This window comes from Paractinoplanes lichenicola (assembly GCF_016785085.1).
Taxonomy (GTDB): Bacteria; Actinomycetota; Actinomycetes; order Mycobacteriales; family Micromonosporaceae; genus Actinoplanes; species Actinoplanes lichenicola.
In genome coordinates this window covers 455791-478823 of record NZ_JAENHO010000005.1, presented here as the reverse complement: position 1 = coordinate 478823, position 23033 = coordinate 455791, and the positions used below count along the sequence as shown (strand labels likewise).

23 protein-coding genes are annotated in these 23033 nt (G+C 71.4%); 10 read left to right on the top strand and 13 right to left on the bottom strand.

Annotation, left to right across the window (positions count from 1 at the left end):
- Nucleotides 1–40 precede the first annotated feature (40 nt).
- Nucleotides 41–1096 carry a polyprenyl synthetase family protein gene (locus JKJ07_RS19720; RefSeq protein WP_202993320.1) on the top strand — a complete coding sequence of 352 codons (1056 nt, stop codon included), beginning with the start codon at nucleotides 41–43 and terminating at the stop codon, nucleotides 1094–1096.
- A 5-nt stretch (nucleotides 1097–1101) separates the two neighbouring features.
- Here the strand turns inward: JKJ07_RS19720 and JKJ07_RS19715 are convergent, their stop codons facing one another.
- Complete coding sequence (locus JKJ07_RS19715; RefSeq protein ID WP_184952856.1) at nucleotides 1102–1452, bottom strand: Rv2175c family DNA-binding protein; 351 nt, start codon at nucleotides 1450–1452, stop codon at nucleotides 1102–1104.
- Between the two features lie 33 nt (nucleotides 1453–1485).
- Here JKJ07_RS19715 and JKJ07_RS19710 point away from each other — a divergent pair, with 33 nt between their 5' ends.
- The 3 genes from JKJ07_RS19710 to JKJ07_RS19700 all read left to right on the top strand — a co-directional run bounded on the left by JKJ07_RS19710 (nucleotide 1486) and on the right by JKJ07_RS19700 (nucleotide 5114).
- The gene (locus JKJ07_RS19710; RefSeq protein ID WP_202993051.1) at nucleotides 1486–2202 is read left to right on the top strand and encodes a hypothetical protein; all 717 of its coding nucleotides are present in this window, start codon (nucleotides 1486–1488) and stop codon (nucleotides 2200–2202) included.
- Between the two features lie 114 nt (nucleotides 2203–2316).
- Nucleotides 2317–4263 (top strand): Stk1 family PASTA domain-containing Ser/Thr kinase, encoded by a 1947-nt coding sequence (locus JKJ07_RS19705; protein WP_202993050.1) that lies wholly within the window; start codon nucleotides 2317–2319, stop codon nucleotides 4261–4263.
- A complete protein-coding gene (locus JKJ07_RS19700) occupies nucleotides 4254–5114 on the top strand; it encodes a deoxyribonuclease IV (protein ID WP_202993049.1) in 861 nt (286 codons plus the stop codon). The genes JKJ07_RS19705 and JKJ07_RS19700 overlap by 10 nt, the downstream gene beginning before the upstream one ends.
- Before the next feature lie 7 nt (nucleotides 5115–5121).
- Here JKJ07_RS19700 and JKJ07_RS19695 read toward each other — a convergent pair whose 3' ends face one another.
- Complete coding sequence (locus JKJ07_RS19695) at nucleotides 5122–5739, bottom strand: TetR/AcrR family transcriptional regulator (protein WP_202993048.1); 618 nt, start codon at nucleotides 5737–5739, stop codon at nucleotides 5122–5124.
- Nucleotides 5740–5797: 58 nt separating this feature from the next.
- Between JKJ07_RS19695 and JKJ07_RS19690 the strand changes: the two genes are divergently transcribed.
- The 5 genes from JKJ07_RS19690 (at nucleotide 5798) to JKJ07_RS19670 (ending at nucleotide 8492) form a co-directional block, all read left to right on the top strand.
- Nucleotides 5798–6148 carry a cupin domain-containing protein gene (locus JKJ07_RS19690; RefSeq protein ID WP_202993047.1) on the top strand — a complete coding sequence of 117 codons (351 nt, stop codon included), beginning with the start codon at nucleotides 5798–5800 and terminating at the stop codon, nucleotides 6146–6148.
- Between the two features lie 21 nt (nucleotides 6149–6169).
- The gene (locus tag JKJ07_RS19685) at nucleotides 6170–6646 is read left to right on the top strand and encodes a hypothetical protein (RefSeq protein ID WP_202993046.1); all 477 of its coding nucleotides are present in this window, start codon (nucleotides 6170–6172) and stop codon (nucleotides 6644–6646) included.
- A gap of 62 nt (nucleotides 6647–6708) precedes the next feature.
- Nucleotides 6709–7902 carry an MFS transporter gene (locus tag JKJ07_RS19680; protein WP_202993045.1) on the top strand — a complete coding sequence of 398 codons (1194 nt, stop codon included), beginning with the start codon at nucleotides 6709–6711 and terminating at the stop codon, nucleotides 7900–7902.
- A 156-nt stretch (nucleotides 7903–8058) separates the two neighbouring features.
- Nucleotides 8059–8271 carry a type II toxin-antitoxin system HicB family antitoxin gene (locus JKJ07_RS19675; RefSeq protein WP_202993044.1) on the top strand — a complete coding sequence of 71 codons (213 nt, stop codon included), beginning with the start codon at nucleotides 8059–8061 and terminating at the stop codon, nucleotides 8269–8271.
- Nucleotides 8268–8492: a type II toxin-antitoxin system HicA family toxin gene (locus JKJ07_RS19670; protein WP_202993043.1), complete on the top strand. Its 225-nt coding sequence runs from the start codon at nucleotides 8268–8270 to the stop codon at nucleotides 8490–8492. Before JKJ07_RS19675 ends, JKJ07_RS19670 begins: the two co-directional genes overlap by 4 nt.
- A 174-nt stretch (nucleotides 8493–8666) precedes the next feature.
- On the opposite strand, the gene JKJ07_RS19665 is transcribed toward JKJ07_RS19670, so the two are convergent.
- The 8 genes from JKJ07_RS19665 to JKJ07_RS19630 form a co-directional block, all read right to left on the bottom strand.
- Entirely contained in the window at nucleotides 8667–10061 is a 1395-nt protein-coding gene (locus JKJ07_RS19665) for an MFS transporter (RefSeq protein ID WP_236029337.1), read from the bottom strand.
- A 25-nt stretch (nucleotides 10062–10086) separates the two neighbouring features.
- Nucleotides 10087–13044, bottom strand: coding sequence for a coiled-coil domain-containing protein (locus JKJ07_RS19660; protein ID WP_236029335.1), 2958 nt, complete (start codon nucleotides 13042–13044; stop codon nucleotides 10087–10089).
- Nucleotides 13041–13679 (bottom strand): hypothetical protein, encoded by a 639-nt coding sequence (locus JKJ07_RS19655; RefSeq protein WP_202993042.1) that lies wholly within the window; start codon nucleotides 13677–13679, stop codon nucleotides 13041–13043. Before JKJ07_RS19655 ends, JKJ07_RS19660 begins: the two co-directional genes overlap by 4 nt.
- The gene (locus JKJ07_RS19650; RefSeq protein ID WP_202993041.1) at nucleotides 13676–14179 is read right to left on the bottom strand and encodes a hypothetical protein; all 504 of its coding nucleotides are present in this window, start codon (nucleotides 14177–14179) and stop codon (nucleotides 13676–13678) included. Before JKJ07_RS19650 ends, JKJ07_RS19655 begins: the two co-directional genes overlap by 4 nt.
- The gene (locus tag JKJ07_RS19645) at nucleotides 14172–15374 is read right to left on the bottom strand and encodes a hypothetical protein (RefSeq protein WP_202993040.1); all 1203 of its coding nucleotides are present in this window, start codon (nucleotides 15372–15374) and stop codon (nucleotides 14172–14174) included. Before JKJ07_RS19645 ends, JKJ07_RS19650 begins: the two co-directional genes overlap by 8 nt.
- 101 nt (nucleotides 15375–15475) lie before the next feature.
- Nucleotides 15476–16501 (bottom strand): threonine aldolase family protein, encoded by a 1026-nt coding sequence (locus JKJ07_RS19640; RefSeq protein ID WP_202993039.1) that lies wholly within the window; start codon nucleotides 16499–16501, stop codon nucleotides 15476–15478.
- A complete protein-coding gene (locus JKJ07_RS19635) occupies nucleotides 16494–17900 on the bottom strand; it encodes a class II 3-deoxy-7-phosphoheptulonate synthase (protein WP_202993038.1) in 1407 nt (468 codons plus the stop codon). The genes JKJ07_RS19640 and JKJ07_RS19635 overlap by 8 nt, the downstream gene beginning before the upstream one ends.
- 76 nt (nucleotides 17901–17976) lie before the next feature.
- A complete protein-coding gene (locus tag JKJ07_RS19630; protein WP_202993037.1) occupies nucleotides 17977–19455 on the bottom strand; it encodes a glycosyl hydrolase family 18 protein in 1479 nt (492 codons plus the stop codon).
- Nucleotides 19456–19672: 217 nt separating this feature from the next.
- Between JKJ07_RS19630 and JKJ07_RS19625 the strand changes: the two genes are divergently transcribed.
- Entirely contained in the window at nucleotides 19673–20350 is a 678-nt protein-coding gene (locus tag JKJ07_RS19625; RefSeq protein WP_202993036.1) for a DUF429 domain-containing protein, read from the top strand.
- A gap of 105 nt (nucleotides 20351–20455) precedes the next feature.
- On the opposite strand, the gene proC is transcribed toward JKJ07_RS19625, so the two are convergent.
- The 3 genes from proC to JKJ07_RS19610 form a co-directional block, all read right to left on the bottom strand.
- Nucleotides 20456–21277: a pyrroline-5-carboxylate reductase gene (gene proC, locus JKJ07_RS19620; protein WP_202993035.1), complete on the bottom strand. Its 822-nt coding sequence runs from the start codon at nucleotides 21275–21277 to the stop codon at nucleotides 20456–20458.
- Between the two features lie 62 nt (nucleotides 21278–21339).
- Complete coding sequence (locus JKJ07_RS19615) at nucleotides 21340–22368, bottom strand: 6-phosphofructokinase (protein WP_202993034.1); 1029 nt, start codon at nucleotides 22366–22368, stop codon at nucleotides 21340–21342.
- A 135-nt stretch (nucleotides 22369–22503) separates the two neighbouring features.
- Nucleotides 22504–23001 carry a pyridoxamine 5'-phosphate oxidase family protein gene (locus JKJ07_RS19610; RefSeq protein WP_202993033.1) on the bottom strand — a complete coding sequence of 166 codons (498 nt, stop codon included), beginning with the start codon at nucleotides 22999–23001 and terminating at the stop codon, nucleotides 22504–22506.
- Nucleotides 23002–23033: the final 32 nt, after the last annotated feature.

The following is a 23033-nucleotide window of genomic DNA, read 5'->3' as shown; positions in this document are numbered from 1 at the left end:
ACCGAGGTCGTCCGCTAGCGTTCGTGCGGTGACCTCGCCCCTGGATGCCGCCGACCTGCGCGCCCGCGTCGACAAGGCGCTCGCCGCCTTCCTCGGTGAGCAGCGCGCCCGCCTCACCGGGATCGACCCGGCGCTGGTCCCCGTGGCCGAGGCGGTCGAGGATCTGGTGCTCAAGGGCGGCAAGCGGCTGCGCCCGGCGTTCGCCTACTGGGGCTTCCGCGGGGCCGGCGGCGCCGACTCCGAGCAGGTCGTCTCCGCGCTCGCGGCGCTCGAACTGGTGCAGGCCAGCGCGCTGATCCACGACGACCTGATGGACCGGTCGGACACCCGGCGCGGCGAGCCCTCGGTGCACCGGCGGTTCGAGGCGCGGCACACGGCGTCGGGCTGGCGGGGCGGGGCGGCGGCCTTCGGCGACAGCGCGGCCGTGCTGCTGGGCGACCTGGCCCTGGTCTGGTCGGACGAGCTGCTGCACACCTCGGGGGTCGGGGCGGTCGAGCTCACCCGGGCCCGGCCGGTCTTCGACGAGATGCGTACGGAGGTCACCGTCGGGCAATATCTCGACGTGCTGACCCAGGCCACGGCCGACACGTCGCTCGAGCGGGCCGGCAAGGTCGCCCGGTTCAAGTCGGCGAAATACACGGTCGAGCGCCCGCTGCTGCTGGGCGCGGCATTGGCCGGGGCGAGCGCCGCCGTCTCCGCGGCCTATTCGGGTTTCGGCCTGCCGCTGGGCGAGGCGTTCCAGCTGCGCGACGACGTGCTGGGCGTGTTCGGCGACCCGGAGCGCACCGGCAAGCCCGCCGGCGACGACCTGCGCGAGGGCAAGCGCACCTATCTCGTGGCGGCGGCGTTCGCGGCCCTGGGCGAGAAGGAGAGCGCGGAGCTCGACGCCGGGCTGGGCGATCAGGGCCTCGACGACGCCGGCGTGCAGCGGCTGCGGGCCCTGATCCGCGACAGCGGGGCGCTGGCCGCCACCGAGCGCCGCATCGACGAGCTGATGACGACCTCGCTGGCGGCCCTGGACGGCGCGCCGGTCGAGCCGGAGGCGCGCGACGTGCTGCACCGCCTGGCCGACGCCGCGACCCGCCGTACGGTCTGAGGCTCTTAGAAACCCAGCGCCTGAGCGCGCCTCTTCACCTCGCGGGCGCGATGCCCGCCGAGGCCCTTCGCCGCGTTCCCGTCGAGCGCCTCGTCCGGCTCGTACAGCCACCGGAGGGCCTCTTCGTCGTTATACCCGGCGTCGCGCAGCAAGTTCAGGACGCCGGGGAGGTGCTTCAGCACCGTGCTGTTGGCCACCAGGTCGGCCGGGACCACGCGGATGCCGTCACGGCGCACGGCGAGCAGGTGCCCGTCGCGAATCATCTGGTGGACCTTGCTGATCGACACGTCGAGCTTCGCCGACACGTCCGGCAGGTTGATCCACTCGGCCGGGCCGGCGGTTACGGAATCGCTCACCCCTACAGCGTACGAGAGCGGAGAAGGAACCCGATGAGCCTGCTGCGCAGGACCCGTACGGAGGTCGCCGGCGCGTGGCGTTCGCTGCGCTACGACATGGGCCGCACGCCGGCCGAACCGCCCGCCGGTGGGCCCGACATGACCTCGACCGGGATGGGCACCTTCGGCATCGACCTGCCGATCGACCCGGCGCCCGCCCCGGTGGCCCGCCGGCCGCGCCGCGCGCTCGCGGTGACCGCCTTCGCGACGTTGACCGTGGCCGGTGCGGCCGGGGCCTACCTGGCCGTCGTGAACGGGCTGGGCTCGCTCGTGTCGGAGACCACGGCCGCGGCCGGCACCTCCCCGCCGCGCGCCGCCGCGACCACCGCCGTGGGCATGGGGTCGTCGGCTTCCCCCGTACGGGTTCCGCCCGCCACCACGGCGGCGACCGTTCCCGCCGCGCCCGCTCCCGTGCCGACGGATCCGGCCCCGCCGCGCGCGGTCGAGGCGCCGCCGCCTCCACCGCCACCTGCGAACACTCCGATCCGGTCCACTAAGCCGACAAATCCGGAAAGCCATGGCAAGCCGCCCGTGCCGACGCCGACGGCCCCCACCTCGTCGCCCTCGCCGACGACCTCGCCGTCACCGTCCTCGCCGGATTCGTCCGATCCGGGCAGTCCCGGCCCGTCCCCGAGCGACTCCGCGAGCCCGGGCAACTCCGTCTCGCCGAGCCAGTCGTGGCATGGCCGACGCCACAAGAGGAACCACTAAATCCGCTTTTGCCGGGGCAGATCCGGCCGCGTACGGGGCTTGGTCGTACCCGTTTGGACTCAGCTGTGACATCCTGGGCTGCCCCCAAGCGAAAGCCACATACACTTCACGCCGATGGACACCACAGTCGCCGACACGTTGATCGGCACGACGATTGACGGCCGCTACCGGATCACCGGTCGCGTGGCCCGTGGTGGCATGGCAACCGTCTACACCGCCACCGACGAACGACTCGAACGCACCGTCGCTCTGAAGATCATTCACCCGTCGCAGGCGACCAATGCCCACTTCGTCGACCGGTTCACCGACGAGGCCAAGACGATCGCCCGGCTCACCCATCCCAACGTCGTCGCCGTGTACGACCAGGGCCGCCACCAGGGCCTGCCCTATCTGGTCATGGAGTACGTGCAGGGCCGCACGCTGCGCGACCTGCTGACCCAGCGCCGCCGGCTCAACCCGGTGGAGGCGCTGGCGATCCTCGAGCAGATGCTCGCCGCGATCGCCGCCGCCCACCGCGCCGGCCTCGTGCACCGTGACGTCAAGCCCGAGAACGTGCTGGTGGCCGAGGCGCCCAGCGGCGGCGTGGCCAACCTGGTCGACTCCGTCGTCAAGGTGGCCGACTTCGGGCTGGCCCGCGCCGTCGAGGCGAGCAGCGCCGACGAGGGCGGCCAGCTGATGGCCACCGTCGCCTACGTCGCGCCCGAGCTGGTCACCGAGGGTCACGCCGACGCCCGTACGGATGTGTATTCGGCCGGCATCGTGCTGTTCGAGATGCTCACCGGCCGGGTGCCGTTCGACGGCGACGACCCGGTCGCGGTCGCCTGGGAGCACGTCGACAACGACGTCCCGGCCCCGTCCAGCATCGTCAAGGGCCTGCCCTCGGTGCTCGACGACCTGACCGCCCGCGCCACCCGCCGCGACCCGGGGGCCCGCCCCACCGACGCCGGCGCGCTGCTGGCCGAGGTGCAGACGGTCCGCGACGACCTGGGCGCGGCGAACGTCGAGACCGCGCTGCTGCGCCAGGTGCCGCCCGCGCGCGGCGCCATCACCGATGCCACCACCGTGGTGCCCGCGGTCGGCGTCGGCGATCGTCCGAACTGGGCCCGCCTGCCCAACCAGGCCCCCCGCGGCCAGGAATACACCGCGGGCCGCATGCCCCGGTCGAAGTCGCGCTCGCTGCGCGGCGGCACCGACCGGCGCCGCATCCTGCTCAGCGCGGCCGTTGCCGTGATGGTGCTGGTGGTCATCGGCAGCACGTGGTGGGTCACCCTCGGGCGCTACACCGACTCGCCGCCCATGGTCAACATGACCAAGGCCCAGGCCGAGCTGTACGCGCAGCAGAACGGGTTCGAGCTCTTCTACGGCGACGGCGCCTACAGCGAGACGGTCGCCAAGGACACGGTCGTCTCGCAGGATCCGCCGGCCAATGAGCGGATCGTCAAGGGCGGCGTCCTCACGGTCAACCTGTCGCTCGGCCCCGAGCGCTTCGCCGTGCCCGACCTGTCCGGCCTCGAGCTGACGGCCGCGCGGGGCGAGCTCGAGCAGCTCAACCTCAAGCTCAAGGAGGGCGCGGGGCAATACAGCGACACCGTGCCCGAGGGTGCGGTCATCGCCTCCGACCCCAAGACGGGCACGCAGCTCAAGCGGGGCTCGACGATCACCGTCGTGCTCAGCAAGGGCCGTGCCCCGATCCGGGTGCCCGACCTGTCCGGCAAGAACATCAACGACGCCCGCACCGAGCTGGCCAACCTGGGCCTGACCGCGGCCGAGGTCTACAAGGACAGCGACCAGCCGGCCGACACGGTCATCGGGCAGAACCCGAAGCCGAACACGGGCGCGACCAAGGACGACACGGTCACGCTCGACGTCAGCAAGGGCCCGCCGCTGGTCACCGTGCCCGACCTGACCAACCAGCCGTGCCAGCAGGCCAAGGCCACGCTGGAGGGGATGAACCTGCGCGTCCGGGTCGACTTCAACGCCAACGCCATCGTCCGCAGCCAGCAGCCCGGCGGAAACACCCAGGTGCCGCCGCAGACCGAGGTCGCCATCCAGTGCTTCTAGGCTCTTCTCCCGACCGCCGGATCGGCTCACACACCAAGACGTCGGGCGGGCTGGCCAAGGCCGCCCTGCCCTACGTGGACGCCGCCGGGTCCGAGACGCTGCAGGTGTACGTCTCGAACTCGCGCGGCTGGGCCATGCCGCCCGGCGACCCGAAGCAGGACGTGCTGTTCCGCGACGGCATCGGCGAGCGCGAGATCCCGGCGTACATCCACGCCTCCCTGCTCGTGAATCTGGGCTCACCGACCGAGCTCACGGTCGAGAAGTCGGCGGCCGTGCTGGCCCACGCGCTCGAACGGGGCCAGGCCATCGGGGCGACCGCGGTGGTCTTCCACGCCGGCAGCTCGGTCGACGAGGCGCACGAGGACAAGGCGTTCCACCAGCTGCACGAGGCGCTGCTGCCGCTGCTGGAACGGCCCGGCCTGCCCCAGCTGCTGGTCGAGCCGAGCGCCGGGGGCGGGCGCAGCCTGGCCTCCAAGGTGCAGGAACTCGAGCGCTACCTGGACGCGGTGGAAAATCATCCCGGCCTGGGCGTCTGCTTCGACACGTGCCACGCCTGGGCCGCCGGCCACGACCTGGCCACCCCGGGCGGCATGACGGCGACGCTGGACGCGCTGATCGCCACGGTCGGCCGCGACCGCCTCAAACTGATCCACGCGAACGACTCGAAGGACGACTGCGGCTCCACCCGCGACCGTCACGAGACGATCGGCGCCGGGCGCATCGGGACGGCCGCGTTCGCCGAGCTGATGACCCACCCGGCCACGGCCGGCGTGCCCGTGATCGTCGAGACGCCGTCGGTGGAGCACGAGGGCCACGCGGCCGATATCGCCCTGCTCAAGTCGCTGCGTTAGCCGCTTCTCAGGTTGCTGCGGCTGCCGCGTCCCCGGTCGCTGCGAGCGCCGCGTCGAGGAGGGCAAGAGCGGTTCCCCGTACTGTTGTGGCGGCCTCGTCGCGGGTCTGACCGGCGATGTCCATCAGCCAGATCAGCGACTCGATCCCCGTCGCCGACCGGATGGCGACCGCCAGCGCGTGCCGGTCGACGTGCGGATGGTCGTTCGCCAGGGGCGCCAACGCGTCCTCGATCCAGCCGATCGCCCGGCCCCGCCGCAGCAGCGGGCGTTCGGCCGTGGCATCTTCCAGCGAAAGCCGCAGGGCCGAGCGCAGCTGGGGTTCCCACCGCAGGTTGTAGGCGGCGAAGCCGCTCATGAACGCGGCCAGCCGGGCCCGTGGCTCGCGGGGCGCGTCCGGGGGGAGCAGCGTGTCGGGCTGCATTTGAGGCTGGGCGGCGAGCAGGAGCGAACGCTGGTTGGCGAAGTAGCGGTACGCCGTCGTACGGCTGATCCGAGCCCGCACGGCCGCGTCCTCGACCCTCGGCGTCGACCCCCCGGCCAACAGCTCCCGCGCGGCCTCGACCAGGGCCTGCCGGGTGCGGGTCTTCTGCTCGACGCGGCCGCTCGCCTCATATGGTATTGACATCATCGTAATGGTACCGTCATCCCATGGTATTGGAGTCCCATAAAGGCGGGTGACCCTCATGAGCGGCTACGACGACCCTGCTGTCACCGATCCCGAGCTCTACCGCGTGGTCTTCGAGAACGACCGGGTCCGCGTGCTGGAATATCGCGACCACCCCGGGGACCGCACCCATCCGCACCACCACCCCGACACGGTCATGTACACGCTGGGCGCTTTCCGCCGCCGGATCAGCGACGGGTCGCGGTCGGTCGACGTGGCGCTTCCGGCCGGTGCAGTGCGCTGGGTCGGCGCCCAGGAGCACTCCGGCGAGAATGTCGGTGACACGCCTACGCATTGCGTCTTCGTCGAACTCAAGGAATCGGCCGCCGGCTCCAGCACTCTGGGCCCGACTATGTCAACGAATCATTGACATAGTCCCTACACTGAGTCCGTGGCTGACCTCGACGACTTGCGGACCATTCCCGCCGCGCGGGCCCGGCTCGACGTCCAGGAGCTCGAGCTGATCGACCGGGCCCGGCGCGACGGCGCGACCTGGGGCGAGATCGCCGCCGCGCTCGGTCTGGGCAGCCGCCAGGCCGCGGAGCAGCGCCGGCTACGCCTGGTCGCCGCCGTGCAGCCGGTGGTCGCCGATGCGTACGGGAAAGACTTCGACTCTCTGCGGCGAGCGGCCCTTGAGCTGCACCGACGCGTCGGAGCCGACCGCCGCTGGGACCGCCGCTTCACCCGCGCCGTGCTGGTCCGCGAGACCCTCGCCGCGGTGCCCGGCGCGACCGGCGGCGCTCTCTTCGCCCTGGCCGAGGCCGTGATCGCCGACCTCGCCGACGTGTCCGCCGCGCTGCCCGCCCCCACCCGGGCGGCCGTCGACCGCCTACGGAAAGCATTGGAGGCCGCGTCACCGGAACGTTGACAGATGGACACTCAACTCTGAAGTATGTGAGTTCTCACGACTCAACCTGCTTCGGAGGCGTCATGCGGCGCAACGCGGTCCTGTTCGTGCTGATCTCGCTGCTGTCCGGCTTCGGCAGCACCACGATGACCCTCGCCGCGGGCCTCTGGGTGCTCGACCTGACCGGTTCGGTGAGCCTGGCCGCCCTGACCGCCGTGTGCATCTACGCGCCGACGCTGGCCGCCCCGTGGCTGGGCGCACTGGTCGACCGGCTGCCCCGCCGCCCCCTGGTGATCGGCGTCGACCTGGGCCTCGGCCTGCTCCTGCTCACGCTGCTGGCCGTCCGCTCGGCGTCGGCGGCCTGGCTCATCTTCGCCGTCCTCCTGGCCCGCGGCGCCAGTTACGTGCTGATCGAGGCCGGGGAGTCGGCCATCATGCCGTCCGCGCTACCCGCGTCGATGCTGGGCGACGTCAACGGCTGGCGCTCGAGCGCCCAGGAGGGCACAAAACTGATCGCACCGGTGGCGGGGGCGGCGCTGTATGCCTGGCACGGGCCGATGGCGGTGGTGTTGCTCAGCGCGGCCATGCCGTTGCTGACGGCCGCCTGCTACGCGGCCGTCCGGTTGCGGCCCGCCGCTGAGGTCCCGCCGCAGCAGCCCGTCGCCGGCGCCCGGTCAGGGCTGCGAGACGGGTTGCGGGCCCTGTTCAGCGTGCCCGCCGTGCGGAACCCGGTGCTGCTGGCGGCCGTCGCGATCGGTGGGTCCGGGCTCAAGGACGCCGCGGTGCTCGCCCATCTCGTACACGATCTGCACCTGCCGGCCACCCACCTGGGCTTTCTCGGCACGGCTCAGGGCGCGGGCTCGATCGCCGGTGGTCTGATCGCCGGTCGCATCCTGGCCCGCCGCAGCGCGATCACCGTGGCCGCCATCGGTGCCGTGGTCTTCGCCGCCGGGTGCGTCTCACAGGCGCTGCCCTGGTTCCCCGCGATGGTCGCCGGCAGTGTGGTGATCGGCGTCGGGCTGCCCTGGACCCTGATCGCCGCGCTGACCGCCGTGCAGACGCTGACGCCCGACCACCTGCTGGGCCGGGTCGCGGCCACCTCCACCACGGTCATGTTCGGGCCGGTGGCCCTCGGCATCCCGCTGGGCGCGGCCGCCATCCACATCGGCGCCGTCGTGCCCTTGGCCGTCACCGCCGTCGCGAGCGTCACCGCCGCGCTGATCGCTCTGCGAGCCACCCCGCACACCGCGCCCGCCTCGTCCCACCCGGCGTTCTGACGCCACCTCTCCGATAGCGTCTCGTGACGATCGCCAGAGCTCGCGTGAAACTCCGGGACTTCCGCGCCGGCGGCCTGCGCTCCGTGCTCGTGAGGCTGAGAACTGCCGACTCTCGCATAAGATAGGTACACCAGCCAGAGCCCGCGGGAGACACCGATGACCCGAACGCTGACCGCAGCAGTCCATCAGGAAGATGACTGGTACGTCGCGCGGTGCCTGGAACTCGACGTGGCCAGCCAGGGAGAGTCACTCGAGGAAGCGCTGGCGAACCTTCGTGAGGCGGTCGAGCTGTACTTGGAACAGGTCTCCCGCCCACAGATCGAGTCGACCCCGTTCGTCACGTCGTTCCAGATCGCTTCGGCGGCATGAGCCCTGCGCTCGCCGATCTCCCTCTCCGCAAGGTCGTCAACGCTCTCATCAAGGCCGGCTTCGCCCACGTCCGTACCAAGGGCAGCCATGCCGTTTACCAACACCCAAACGGCAGGGTTGTCATAGTTCCCCAGCACTCGACGATCAAGCGCGGGACGCTCGCCTCGATTCTTCGCCAGGCCGGCCTCACCGCAACCGAGTTCCTGCAGTTGCTTCGATAGGACACCCGGACTCTCGATGCTGGCGCTGACCACCCACCAAGCGCCCCGCCTACTTGAACACGTGGAAGGCCCTCGCGCTTAGGCGATCCGGGGGGTCGTGGGTGACCACCGGGAACATCCCGGTCGCGCGCTCCGGCCGTGACCACCCACCCGGGCCGCGGGGAGCCTCGCGTTCTAACCCAATGCGGTTGAGGCCTCGACGTGGCGTACGGAATCTTTGGTTTTCAACAGGAACGTCGTGATCAGCAGGGCGGTGAGCACGAAACCGGCCGCCACCAGGAACGCGAGCGTGTAGCCGGCGTGCAGGGCCGTCACTGATGAACCGCCGGCGCGGGAGGCGGCCAGCGCGGCCAGCACCGAGAGGCCGAGCGCGCCCCCGGCCTGTTGCGCGGTGTTGATGAAGCCCGAGACGACGCCGGTGTCGGCGGGGGCGGCGCCGGCCATGGCCAGCATGATGATCGACGGGACGGTGACGCCGACGCCGAGACCCATGACGATCAGGGCGGGCAGCATGTGGGTCGCGTAGGACGGCTCGACCGGCAGGCGCCAGAGCAGCAGCAGACCGCCGACCAGCAGGGTCAGGCCGGCCATCAGCACCGGGCGGGGGCCGAAGCGGCCGGTCAGGCGGGGCGCGGCGAAGAGGGAGACGAGACCGATGACGATCGGGGTGGGCAGGAAGGCCAGGCCGGTGCCGAGCGCGTCGTAGCCCATCACTCGCTGCACGAACAGGGCGTTCATGAACTGGAAGCCCATGCCGGTGGCGAAGACCAGCACGACGGCGGCGCTCGCGGTCAGCAGCCAGCGGCGGCTCAGGATCCGCAGCGGGATGAGCGGGTGGCTCGCCAGTCGTTGCCGCACCAGGAAGCCCGCGATCAGCAGGACGGCCACGGCCGCGGCGGGGATCGAGGCCTGGATGATTGCGTACACCCCGAGTGAGAGGCCCGAGGTGATCAGCAGGGCGCCCGGCACGTCGAGCCCGCGGCCCAGGCCGAGGCCGGTCTCGCGGGGCAGCAGGCGGCGGCCGAAGAACCACACGGCGACGCCGATCGGCGCGTTGATCAGGAAGATGACGGGCCAGCCGAGCGCGTCGGTCAGCAGGCCGCCCAGCACGAAACCGGCAGCCGCCCCGCCGGCCTGGGTGAAGCTGTAGATGCCCATCGCGCGGGCCTGCGCCTCGGGCTCGGGGAACAACCGCACGATCATGCCGATGACGACGGCCGCGGCCAGCGCGCCGCCCGCGCCCTGCACGAAACGGCCCGCGATGAGCAGGCCGGCCGTGGTCGCGAACCCGCAGAGCAGGCTGGCCACCGTGAACAGGGTCAGCCCGGCCAGGAAGACCCGCCACGCCCCGACCAGGTCGCCGAGCCGGCCGGCCAGCAGGAGCAGGCCCGCGAAGGCGACCAGATAGCCGTTGACCACCCAGGACACTCCGGCCTCGGTGAAGCCGAGGTCGCGCTGGATGTCGGGGACGGCCACGGCGACGATCGTGCTGTCGAGAACGATCATCAGGGACATCGCGCACAGCACCGCGAGGGCACCCATGCGTCGCTCATCGGTCGAAGGACTCATGCCTCCGACTGTAACAGATGATCTGCTAGCGGACTATCCTGAAGGAACTCATCCACTCCGAGAGCAGTTGTACGCGGGCCGCGTCGGCCTCGCTGCCGATGACGACCGGGGCCTGGTTGTAGGGCTGGACGTCGGAGGGCCGGCGCAGCTTGATGTAGAGGCTGGAGGCGCCGATCGCGTAGCGCTCCATGTCGTCCTGCAGGGCGCCGACCACGCTGATGGCCCGGTCGCGGCCGATGTTCTCGAACAGCGCGACCGCGTCCCGGCGGTGCGCCGAGCCGAGGTTGCGGCCCAGCTCGTCGAGCACGAGCATCAGCGGCCGGTCCTGGGCGCCGGCCAGCGCGGCGGCGCAGACGAGCTTGACCGCCTTGTCGTCCATCTGGGCCGTGTTGCCCCGCAGCCGGTACGACGACGGCGGCTTGCCCTCGCCGCGGCGCCAGCGCGGGGTGATCGTCCACTGCCACGGCTTCTTCGGGTCGGCCGGCGCCTCGGGCTCGGGGAAGTCGAGGCTGCCGCCATATCCCCCGTACGTCTGGTCGAGCCGGTCGAACTCCTCGGACACCTGCCGCAGCTTCGTCCGGATGGCCGTGGCCGTGGTGGCCCGCAGCGCCTCGGAGGCCAGCCGCGCCTCCTCCAGGGCGGCCTGGGCCCCGCGCAGGGTCATGGTCTTGGCCGCCCGCTCCGACTGGATCTGGGTGGCGTTGTCGCGGTCGACGCGCTCGTGCTCGGTCAGGAAGCCGCCCACGATCCGCAGCACGTCCGGCACGAGCTGGACGTACGCGGACGAGCGGCGGTCGCGGCGCTGCTCGTCGACCACCCGCAGCTCCTCGGGCCGGTTCTGCTCGGGGTCGCCGGGCGGAAAGCAGGCCGCCCGTGCGTCGCCGGCCCGCTGCGCGCACAGGTCGTCCCACTCGGCCGGCGCCCGCCGCTGCTCCGGCTCGTCGAGGGCGAGCAGGTGCTGCTCGGCCGATTCGACCGTGCCCGCCCACGCCGCGTGCAGCCGGGGCAGGTCGAGGGCGGTCCGCTGGTCGCGCAGCTCCGACCACCGGGCGCGGGCGGCCTCACGCTCCTTCTTGAGGTTGGCCAGCACGGTCGTCGCGGCCTCGACCTGCCGGGCCCGCGCGTTGCGTTCGCCCAGCGCGGCCTCGTAGCCGTCTCGGGTCGAGCGCAGCGGGCCGGCCAGGTCGTCGAGCTCGCGGTCGACGGCCGCGTTGCGCGCACGCAGCCGGATGATCGCCTGCTGCACCCGGGCCGCCTCGTCCTCGGCCCGCGCGCCGCGCAGGTGCTCCTCGGCCCGGGTCTTGGCCCGCTGGGCCTCCTCGGCCTCGCGGTCGGCCGCCTCGTCCTCGGCGACGGCCCGTTCCAGCTCGGCGCGGGCGGCCTCGACTCGTCCGGCCAGCACCTCCGGAGGGCCGGCCACGCCGTGCACGCCGGCCAGGGTGTCGATGTTCCCGTCCTTGCCCGCCCGGTCGGCCAGGGCGGCCCGGAAGCCGTCCACGTCCTCGACCAGCAGCGATCCCGGCAGCGCGGCCAGCAGGGGAAGCGCCTCCGGCGGGGCCACCACGGCGTGGCGGTAGGGCACCAGCCGAGCCGCCCAGACCTCGCGCTCGTCCTCGGTCAACGCGAGGGCGTCCACCAGCGGGACGGCCGCGATCCCGTGTTCCCGCAGCAGCCGCACCTGGGCGTTTTCGCGTTTCTTCGCTATCGCGTGCTCGGTCCGCCCCTTGATCCGTTGCGCCGTCCGGATCCGCTCCTCGGCCAGCGCGACCTCGGTCTCCGCCTGCGCCACCGTACGGCCGTCGGCCGCCCCCGCCTCCTCCCGCAGCCGGCGCAGCTGGTCGCCGAGGGTCTCCACCGCGCCGACGTTCTGGCTGTGCTCGTCGTGCAGCGCCTTCTCGACGACCTTGAGCTCCTCGTACGCGGTGATCCGCGCCCGCCCGCTCGCCTCGAACGCCTGGTCGTCGGAGAGCCGCTCGACCTCCTCGCCGGCCGCCGCGACCTGCATGTCCAGCTCGTCCAGCCGGGCCTCCTGGGCCGCCGCCGCGGTGGCCAGCCGGTCGGCCTCGTGCACGCCGTCGATCAGGTAGCGCGCGCACCGGCCGCGCCAACTGTCCTCGGCCTCGGCCAGCAGCAGGCGGGCCCGTTGCCGGTCGGCGATGCCCTGCTCGACGACCCGCATCCGGCCGTCCCACAGCTCGTACTCGGCCTGCGCGCTCTCGGCCTTGGCGGCCTGCTCGTACTCCTGGGCGCGGGCCCTCTGCTCCAGCTCGATCTCGCGGGTCAGGCCGGTCAGCGCGCCGACCGCGTCGAAGATCCGTTCCGGCGAGAGCTCGTTGAGCGGCTGGGCCAGCAGGTTCGCGGTCAGACTGGCCCGCACCGAGGTCGACAGGAACGACACGCAGCGCACGGTCGAGCCGTACAGGGTCCGGGCCAGGCGGTTGGCGCGCAGATCGGAGCGGCCGTTGGCCTTCGGCAGCAGGTCCCACAAGGCATCGGCGCCGCCCGCCCGTTCATTCTCGGTTTCCCCGTACGGGACGTGCAGCCGCTCGGCCCAGCGCAGCTCGACGTGCGGGCTCTGCCGGTTGACCCGCAGCCAGACGGTCAGCGCGTCCGCCTCGAGCTCGGCCACGGTCTGGGCGGCCGGGGGCACGAAGACGCCGATGATGTAGCCGCGGTCGGCGTTGGCGTGCATCGACTCCTGACCGGCGAGCTCGGCCGTGAAGAGCAGCTCGGCCGCCGCCTGCGCGCCCGACTGCGGCCGCCACTGCTCGTCGGCGTGCAGCAGGCTCAGCCCGGCGATGAACGACGACTTGCCGGCGCCGTTCGAGTCGGACGGCCCCTGCCCGGCCACGGTGATCAGCCCGCGCGCGGTGATCGGCACGGGGTGGGTCGACAGGCGCGAGATGTTGACCATCTGGACGCCGGCGAGGACCCGCGACCCGACGATGTCCTCGGCCGGTCCGTCGGTGGGGGTGGTGGTCAACGTAGATCTCCGTGACGACGTTCGCGAATGGCTGCGGCGAGCGGGTGGTCGGGGGCGGCGGCCAGGATCAGCTGGTCCTGCAGTTGCTCGCGGGCGGCCGGGGTGAGGCGGTGGAACTGGGGGCCGGGCACGTAGCCGCCGTCCTGCTCGTCGCCGGCCCGGACGGTGCGCAGCAGCCCGCTCGCGGTGAGCCGGCCCAGGGCGGCGCGGGCCTCGCTCGCGGGCACCTTGCTGTCGCGCAGGACGTCCTGCAGGGTCGCCGGGTAGGGGCTGGTCCAGGTGTCCGGCCCGAGCTGCTCCTCGCTGCGCGGGATCGCGACGGAGTAGACCAGCACCAGCACGAGCACGGCCCGGTCGACGAGCGGCTGCGGCTGCCAGCCGAGGCCGGTCAGCTCCGCCCGTACGGCGTCGTCGAACCCGGACGTGAAGTGCAGCCCGTCCACCGACACAAGCGTTCTTCCCGTACGCCGGAGCAACTCCTGCAGGCGATCGCGGCTCGTGGCGTCGCCCAGCGCCGGGAGGAACTGCCGGTGCACCGGGTCGGTCGCGTTCTCGAGCAGCGCGTACGCGGCCTCGACGAGCTCGCGCTGCCGATCGGTGAGGGAGTTGAGAACGTCGTCGAAGATCGTCGTCATATCAGTCGCCACAGCTCGCGCAGGGTGCTCAATTCCAAGTTCCCGTACGAGGCGACGCGCGGCCCCGTTCTTATCCGGTCCGCATCGGTCAACAGCCACCCCGCCGCCGTCAGCCTGCGCAGCGCGCCGGTCAGCAGCTGGCGACGGCTCACCGAGTTACGACCCGGCACCAGGCGTTGCAGCACCTCGTCGACCTGCTCGACGGTCGCGGACACGCCCGGCCACGGGTCCGTCGCCGGGTCCGGCCAGCAGCAGCGCAGGCAGGCCGCGAACACCCGCAGCGTGCCCTTGCTGTCGAGCATCGAGGCGCCCGGCACCCCGTATTCGGCCAGCACCGACGGCCCGGCCCCCTCGGGCAGCTCCGGAATCAGCCACACGGCCTGCGCGTCGGCCTCCACGAGCCGGCGCAGCCCGCCCGGCGTCGCTCCCCCGGGCGCGACCCGCTGCGGCCCACCCGACCGGATCTTGGCCCACCACAGGGCCGTGTCGTCGTCACGCATGCCGGAACCAGCCCTCGCTGACCCACGTGGGCGACGCCCCCTGGTCCACCCGCCAGCCGTCGCCCCACGTCAGGGCGTACGGGATCTCCTCTCGCAAATGGATCGCGGTCAGGTCGGACAGCACCCGGCGGCCGGCCGCCCAGTCCCCCGCCTCGGCCAGCAGCTGGGCCACGGTCGCCTCGGCCCGGTCGCCCAGCAGCTCCTCGGCGCGCATCGTCAGCTGACGCACCTGCGGGTCGTCGTCCGGGTCGGCGGCCGGCGGCTCCTCGTCGGTCCGCGGCCGCGGCGGCGGCACCCGGCCCGCCTCGGCGTGCAGCCCCTCCTCGACCGCTTCGAGCAGCTCGTCCACCGTGAACAGCGGCTCCGGCGCGTCGAAGAGCAGCCCGTCGAGCGCCCCGGCCAGCTCCTCGGTGCTCCCCTCGCGAGCGAATGTGCGCCACCGCTCGGTCGGCAGCAGCCCCAGCGCCCGGGTCTTGCCCGCGTGCGCGAGCAGGCGCCCGGCCGCGGTGTTGAGCGAGTCGCGATAGGCGGCCAGGGCCATCCGCAGCCGGGTGCATTCCGGCAGCAGCTCGGGCCACCGGTCGGCGGCCGCGTTGTGGAAGAGGCGGGCCTTGTCGAGCAGCTCGCTGTTGCCGAGCAGCGGCTGCGCCTGGGCCTGCAACGACTCCACCGACGCGGACTTGGCCAGCTGCATGATCGGGTTCGAGAGCAGCCGGAACACGGTGGTCATCTCGGCCAGCTGCTCCCGCACGACGGCCGCGGTGGTCTCGGCGTCGTCCAGCGCGAGCCGGGCCATCGACAGCATCCGGTGCAGCTCGGCCTGCCCACCCGTCTGCGACAGCCGCCGCAGAAAGAGCAACATCACGTACGGCGCGAAGGTCGCCTGATAAAACATCTCGTGCGGCCGCTCATTGACCCGCGTGACCGCCCGATAGGAGCGCAACACCTCGAACCGCCGCCGCACCCGCTCGGCCGGCAGTCCCCCACAGGCGAAGACCACCTGCTCGACCGTCAGCCCGGCCGGCCCCGCCCCCGCGAACGCGGTGAAGATCGCCTCATCGGCCGCCACCGACGCCGCATCGTCGACCATGCCGTTGGCCTCTTTAGCCAACACGGCGAAGACCTGCCGATAAATCCCCAGAACAGCCGTTTCGGCGGCAAAGTCGTCAAACGTGAGAGCGGCAGGATCGGTCATGGCCCCACGACCATACGCGGCCCCTCTGACCTGCCCGTCCGTCAGTATTGGTCATGAACGGAGAGTGGTCATGGGCCTACCCACCCTGACTCACGCCGGGCTTAGAGCGCGGCCCCGCTCAGCAGGCCGCCCAGCACGACGATTGCCTGGTCGAGGCCCTCGTCGTCGACGTCGAGGTGGGTGACCACGCGGGCGATGTCGGGCAGCATCGGGGCGATCAGCACGCCCTGCTTCGCGGCCAGCGAGGCCAGTGCCGGCGAGTCCAGGGACGACTTCGACAGGTCGAGCGGCACCAGGTTGGTGCGGATCTTCGACGGGTCGACCACGCCCAGCGGCGCCAGCGCCTCGGCCAGCCGCCGCGCCCGGGTGTGGTCCTCGGCCAGCCGCGAGATGTGGTTCTCCAGGGCATGCCGCCCCGCCGCGGCCAGGATGCCGACCTGCCGCATGCCGCCGCCCATCCGCTTGCGGATCACGCGGGCCTGGGCCATGCGTTCGCGGCTGCCGACGATCAGCGACCCCACCGGCGCGCCCAGCCCCTTCGACAGGCAGACCGACAGCGTGTCGAACACCGCACCGTACGCGGCCAGCGGCACCCCGTCGGCGACATGCGCGTGCCAGATGCGGGCGCCGTCGCAGTGCAGGCCGATGCCTTCCGACGCCTCGCGGAGCGACTGCAGAACCGACAGCGGCACCACCGAGCCGCCGCCCAGGTTGTGGGTCTGTTCGACGGCGATCGCCCGGGTCGGCACCGACGGATAGCCCGCGGGCCGGATCATCGCGGCGATCTGCTCGACGTCGAGATCCGCCCCGACCGACGGCCACGTACGGGTCGAGATGCCCCCGAGAGCGGCCGCCGCCCCCAGCTCGTACGTGACGACGTGCGCGTCCCCGCCCGCCAGCAGCTCGGACCCGGGCTGCACGTGCAGCTGCAGCGCGATCTGGTTGGCCATCGTGCCGGACGGGCAGAACAGCGCCGACTCGTGGCCGAACAGCGAGGCCACGTATTCCTCGAGCTCGTTCACCGTCGGGTCGTCGCCGAAGACGTCGTCGCCGACGGGGGCGGACGCCATGGCCTCGCGCATCGCCGGGGTCGGCCGGGTGACGGTGTCGGACCGCAGATCAACCACGAAGCATCTCCGCGACGAGGAAGGCGAGCTCGAGGCTCTGCTGGGTGTTCAGCCGCGGGTCGCAGGCCGTCTCGTAGCGGCCCGGCAGGTCGAGATCCTCGATGCCCTGCGCGCCGCCCAGGCACTCGGTGACGTCTTCGCCGGTCAGCTCGATGTGGATGCCGCCGGGGTGGGTGCCCAGGCCGCGGTGCACCTCGAAGTAGCCCAGCACCTCGTCGACGATCCGGTCGAAGTGGCGGGTCTTGTAGCCGTTGGACGACTCGTGCGTGTTGCCGTGCATCGGGTCGCACTGCCAGACGACCTTGGCCCCGGACGCGTTGACCTTCTCGACGATCGGCGGCAGCGCCTCGCGGACCCGCCCGTTGCCCATCCGGCTGATCAGCGTGAGCCGGCCCGGGATGTTGTTCGGGTTGAGCTTCTCGCACAGCTCGAGCGCGGTCTCGGGCGACGTGCCGGGCCCGAGCTTGACGCCGATCGGGTTGGCGATCCGGCTGATGAAGTCGATGTGCGCGTGGTCGAGCTGCCGGGTCCGCTCGCCGATCCACAGGAAATGACCACTGAGCCCGTACGCCTTCCCGTCGCTGACCCGGGTGAGGGCGCGGTCGTATTCGAGCGCCAGCGCCTCGTGCGAGCAGTACAGGCTGACCGTACGCAGGGCCTCGCTGTCGGTCATGCCGCAGGCGCGGATGAAGTCGAGGGCGCGGTCGATCTCGCGGGCGATGGCCTCGTAGCGCTCACCGGCCGGCGAGGCCCGGACGAAGTCCTTGTTCCAGTCGTGCAGCCCGTGCAGGTCGGCCAGGCCGCCCGCGAGGTAGGCCCGGAGCATGTTCATCGCCGCGGCCGAGTTCGCGTACGCCCGGATCATGCGCTGGGGGTCGGCGACGCGGGCCGTCTCGTTGGCGTCGAGCGAGTTGATCAGATCCCCCCGGTACGCCGGGAGGCCGAGCGAGTCGGTCGGCGCGGAGCGGGGCTTGGTGTACTGCCCGGCGACCCGCGCGACCTTGACGACTGGCATCGAGGCCCCGTACGTCAGCACGACCGCCATCTGCAGCAGGGTGCGCGCGTTGGCCAGCAGGTGGCTCTCGGTGTTGTCGGTGAACGTCTCGGCGCAGTCACCGCCCTGCAGCAGGAACGCCCGGCCCTCGCACACGTCGGCCAGCTTGACCCGCAACTGGTCGACCTCGTACGGCGCCACGATCGACGGCACGTTGTCGAGCACCTGGCAGACCGAGGCGACCTCGTCCATGTCGGCCCACGGGGGCATCTGCACCCGCGGCATGGTGCGCCATCGGTCGAGGCCCAGAGCCTCGTCCTCGGCGGAGTCGGTCGACGGGCGGGAGGTCTGCAGGGCCGGGTTGCCCACCCCCGGGTAGCTGAGCTGATGCCACTCTCGCTGCATAGGGGAAAGCGTACGGAAGCGGGGCACCAGCCTTGCGGCCGGTGCCCCGCTTCCTTTTACTGAGGAGGATTCAGGATCAGAGGTTGTTCTTGATCGCGCCGATCAGCTCACCGTTGCTGGTGTCACCGGAGAACTCCCAGAAGAAGGCGCCGCCGAGACCCTGCTGCTTCACGTAGGACATCTTCCCGGCGATGGTCGACGGGGTGTCGTAGCTCCACCAGTTGCTGCCGCACTTGGCGTACGCGGTGCCGCCGACAGTGCCCGAGACCGGGCAGCTGTTCTTGAGCACCTTGTAGTCCTCGATGCCGGCCTCGTAGGTGCCCGGCGCCGCGCCGGTGGCCGTGCCGCCCGGGGCGGTCTGGCTGACGCCCGTCCAGCCGCGGCCGTAGAAGCCGATGCCGAGCAGCATCTTGCTGGCCGGGACGCCCTTGCTCTTCAGCTTCTGGATCGCCGCGTCGGACCAGAAGCCCTGCTGCGGGATGCCGGCGTAGGAGTTGAGCGGCGAGTGCGGGGCGGTCGGGCCCTGCGGGGCGAACGCGCCGAAGTAGTCGTAGGTCATCGGGAAGACCAGGTTCAGCTTCGCGATGCCGGAGGCGTAGTCGGCCGCGTCGAGCTTGCCGCCGTTCGAGCCGTCGGCCGAGATCGCCGAGGTGACCAGGAAGTTGTTGCCGAACTTGTTGCGGACGGCGGTGATCACGTTGTTGTACGACGCGGGGCCGCTGGCGTCACAGCTGAGGCCGCAGGCGTTCGGGTACTCCCAGTCGAGGTCGATGCCGTCGAAGACGTCCGACCAGCGGGGGTCCTTGATCAGGTTGTAGCAGGAATTCGCGAACGCGGTCGGGTTGGCCGCGGCCTGGGTGAAGCCGCCGGACCAGGTCCAGCCGCCGAACGACCAGATCACCTTGAGGTTCGGGTACAGCTTCTTGAGCTTGCGCAGCTGGTTGAACGAGCCGCGCAGCGCGCCCGTGTCCCAGGTGTCGGCGACGCCGTCGACGCTGTCGGCCGCGGTGTAGGCCTTGTCGTAGTCGGCGTAAGCGTCACCGATCGAGCACTGCCCGCCGGTCGTGTTACCGAACGCGTACAGGATGTGGGTCAGCTTCGCCGCGGAGCCGCTCGTCACGAGGTTCTTGACGTGGTAGTTCCGGCCGTAGACGCCCCACTCGGCGAAGTAGCCGACGACGTTCTTGCCGCTGGTGCCGGGCGGGGTGGTCGTCGGCGGCGTGGTCGGCGGAGTCGTCGGGGGCGTGGTCGGCGGGGTGGTGGGGGGAGTTGTCGGGGGCGTGGTGGGGGGCGTCGTGCCGCCGCAGACACCGTTGTCGATCCAGACGGCCCACTGGCTGCTGTTCGTGGCCGGGGACTCGTTCTGAGTCCACCACTTGGCGGTGTAGTTGTGGCCGTTCTGGGAGGCGACGTTGTCCTTGACGTAAACAGCGGTGGAGGACCACGCGGGGGCACAGGCCGCAGCGGCCGACGCCTGGGTGGCCGGGACCGCGGCGGTGGCAGCCACCACCACGATCGCCGACACCCAGGTGGCGCGGCGGAGGGATTTCTGCACTGGGGCTCCTCTTTGAACAGTTAGGAAACTTTCCAAAAAGTTCGTTGGGGAGACGGTAGTCACAGATATTCATGCTCGTCAAGACAGCGACGAGGGATTACGCAAAGGCTTAACTTTGTCGCACCGACGGCTACGGGGTGCACACTGACGGACACAGCGCGTAGTCTGCGTTCATGACCATCTCCGACGTCGTTGTCCGATTGGCCGCACGCCGCCGATGAGTGTCCGAGTTATAGGTGTCGATGCTTACGCGCTCGGCTGGGTCGGCGTCGAGCTGCGGGACGGCGCGTTCGGCCGGGCCGTGCTGGCCTCCACGCTGTACGAGATAGTCGCCGGCAGCTCCGGCGCCTCCGTGATCGGCGTGGACATCCCCCTGGGCATGCTGCCCGACCGCTGGCGGGCCGCCGACACGCTCGCGGCCGAGGAACTGGGCCCCCGGCGCGGCAGCGTCTTCCGGGTGCCGCCCCGCGCCGTCTGGCAGGAGGCCGACTTCACCGCGGCCAACCGGCTCTGCCGCGAGCTGACCGGCGCCGGGCTGAGCCGGCAGTCCTGGGCCCTGCGGCCCAAGCTGCTCGAGGCCAACGCGATCTGGGAGCGGCACCCCGGCCTGCTCTTCGAGGCGCACCCCGAGGTCTCGTTCCGCACGATGGCGGGCGAGCCCCTGCAGTTCGCCAAGAAGACGTGGACCGGTCAGGCCCGGCGGCGCGAGCTGCTGGCCCGCAACGGCATCGTGCTGCCCGACCAGATCGGACCGGCCGGCCAGGCGCCGCCCGACGACATCTTGGACGCGGCCGCGGTGGCCTGGTCGGCGCACCGGATGGCCACCGGAACGGCCCTCAGCCACCCCAGCCCGCCCGAGGAGACGAACGGCTCCAAGATCGCCATCTGGTACTAACTAGGCCCTCCCCACCGCACCCAGGGGGCTGGCCAGAAAAATACGCTGCGCAAAACGGTCAAACTGACTTATCCACAGGCTGGGGCCCGTGACGTTGCTGACAGTTCAGCCTTTACCGGTCATCTCGGTGGCGATCTGACGGGCGCGGTCGCGGGCCGCTTCGAGGGCGGTCAAGAAAGCCGCCCGCAACCCGTGCGTCTCGAGCTCGCGCAGGGCCGACGCGGTGGTGCCGCCGGGCGAGGTGACCGACTCGCGCAGGCGCACCGGGTGCTCGCCCGAGTCGCGCAGCATGATCGCGGAGCCGACCGCGGTCTGCACGGCCAGCTCGTGGGCGACGTTGCGGGGCAGCCCGAGCAGGATGCCCGCGTCGACCATCGCCTCGACGAGCAGATAGAAGTAGGCCGGGCCGGAGCCGGAGAGCGCGGTCACCGCGTCCTGCTGGCTCTCGGGCACGCGCAGGGTGCGGCCGAGCGGCTGGAAGATCTCCTCGACGATCGCGAGGTGGTCGTCAGTCGCGTACGGGCCCGGGGAGATCGCCGTCATCGCCTGGTCGACCAGGGCCGGCGTGTTGGTCATGACCCGCACGACCGGGATGCCGCCGGGCAGCCGCTCGGAGAAGAAGCTGGTGGGCAGGCCGGCGCAGAGCGAGACGACCAGCGTGTCGGGCGGCACCTTCATGCCGAAGTCGTCGAGCAGCGCGCCCGCGTCCTGCGGCTTGACGGCGATCAGCAGCACGTCGGCCTGGGTGACGGCGGTCAGGTTGAGCACCGGGCGGATGCCGTGGCGCTCGGCCAGCTCGGCCGCGCGCTCGGGGCGCCGGGCGGTGGCCAGCACCTGCTGCGGCGTCCAGCCGGAGCGCAGCAGACCGGCCAGGACCAGCTCGCCGAGCTTGCCCGCGCCGATCACGGCGACACTGTGCTTGGTCATACACGCCCCTCAACGAAGAAAGGGGCGACCGTCGCCGGCCGCCCCTAACCCAAAAGCTCGACCTAGCTGCCGAAGAAGACCTCAGCCTCTTCGTACCGCGACAGCGGCACGGTCTTGAGCTCACCGGTGCCGTCGATCAGCGGCACGCGCACGATGTCGGTGCCCCGCAGCGCCATCATCTTACCGAAATCGCCGTCGTGGACGGCGTCGATCGCCTGCAGACCGAACCGGGTGGCGAGCACCCGGTCGAACGCGGTCGGGGTGCCACCGCGCTGGATGTGACCGAGGACGACCGTGCGGGCCTCCTTGCCGGTCTTCTCCTCCAGCTGCTCGGCGAGCCACTGGCCGATGCCGCCGAGGCGGACGTGGCCGAACGAGTCCTTCTCCTGGCTCTGCAGCGCCATCTGGCCCTCGAGCGGGTGCGCGCCCTCGGAGACGACGACGATCGGCGCGTACTCGACCTGGAAACGCTTGGTCACGTAGGTCGCGACCTGCTCCACGTCGAACGGGCGCTCGGGCAGCAGGATCACGTTGGCGCCACCGGCCAGGCCGGCGTGCAGCGCGATCCAGCCGGCGTGCCGGCCCATGACCTCGACGACCAGGGTGCGGTGGTGCGACTCGGCGGTGGTGTGCAGCCGGTCGATGGCCTCCATCGCGATGTTGACCGCGGTGTCGAAGCCGAACGTGAAGTCGGTGGCGTTGAGGTCGTTGTCGATCGTCTTCGGCACGCCGACGACGTTGACGCCCAGGTCGTTGAGCTTGGTGGCGACGCCGAGGGTGTCCTCGCCGCCGATCGCCACGAGCGCGTCCACGCCCTGCTCGGCCAGGTTGGCCTTGATCTTCTCGACACCACCGTCGATCTTGAACGGGTTGGTGCGCGAGGAGCCCAGGATCGTGCCGCCGCGGGGCAGGATGCCGCGAACCTCGGCGATGCCGAGCGGCTTCGTCAGACCCTCGAGCGGGCCCTTCCAGCCGTCGCGGAAGCCGACGAACTCGTGACCGTAAGCGGCGACGCCCTTGCGGACCACCGCCCGGATCACCGCGTTGAGACCGGGGCAGTCGCCGCCGCCGGTGAGCACGCCGATACGCATGTGCTCGTCCTCCCTGTATCGGGGTATGCGAGAAGTCAGAGAGCCCGTCGAACCCCACGTCGGCAGCGTTGCCGGTCCGGGGCGGGCCGCGACCCGAACTCTAGTCGCCGCCCACCACCGTGATGCATCCGCCCCTTAAAGCCGGACTGTTTCGTTCTCGCCCGCGTCCGGGGTCTTTCCGGTGACGGCGGCCTTGGCGTAGCCGAGCAGAGTGACGACCTTCGAGCTGTGCGCCGCCTCCCAGTACTCGGCGGTGTCGGCGTGCACCTTGACCAGGGTGAGGTTCGGCGTCTCGAGGCCCTCGGGGAACCAGGCCTTGAGCGGCGCGCTCCACAGCTCCTTGGCCTTGGCCGGGTTGTCCGTACGCACGGCCTCGCCCGCCATGGAGATCCAGTTGTTGTGCTTCTGGTCGCTGAACGCGACGTTCACCTGCGGGTGGACGGCGATCTGCTGCACCAGGTCGGAGTCGGAGTACGCGAAGAACCACAGGTCGCCGTCGAACTCGACGTCCTGCAGGGCCATCGGGCGGCTGACGTGCTTGCCGTCCGAGGTCATCGTGGTCAGCATGCAGATGCGGGCGTCCGCGACCAGGGACTTGACCTTGTCGCGACGCTCCTGCTCGGTGTCAGTCATGCCTCTTGTCGTGCCCGGACCCGGCCGGGTCA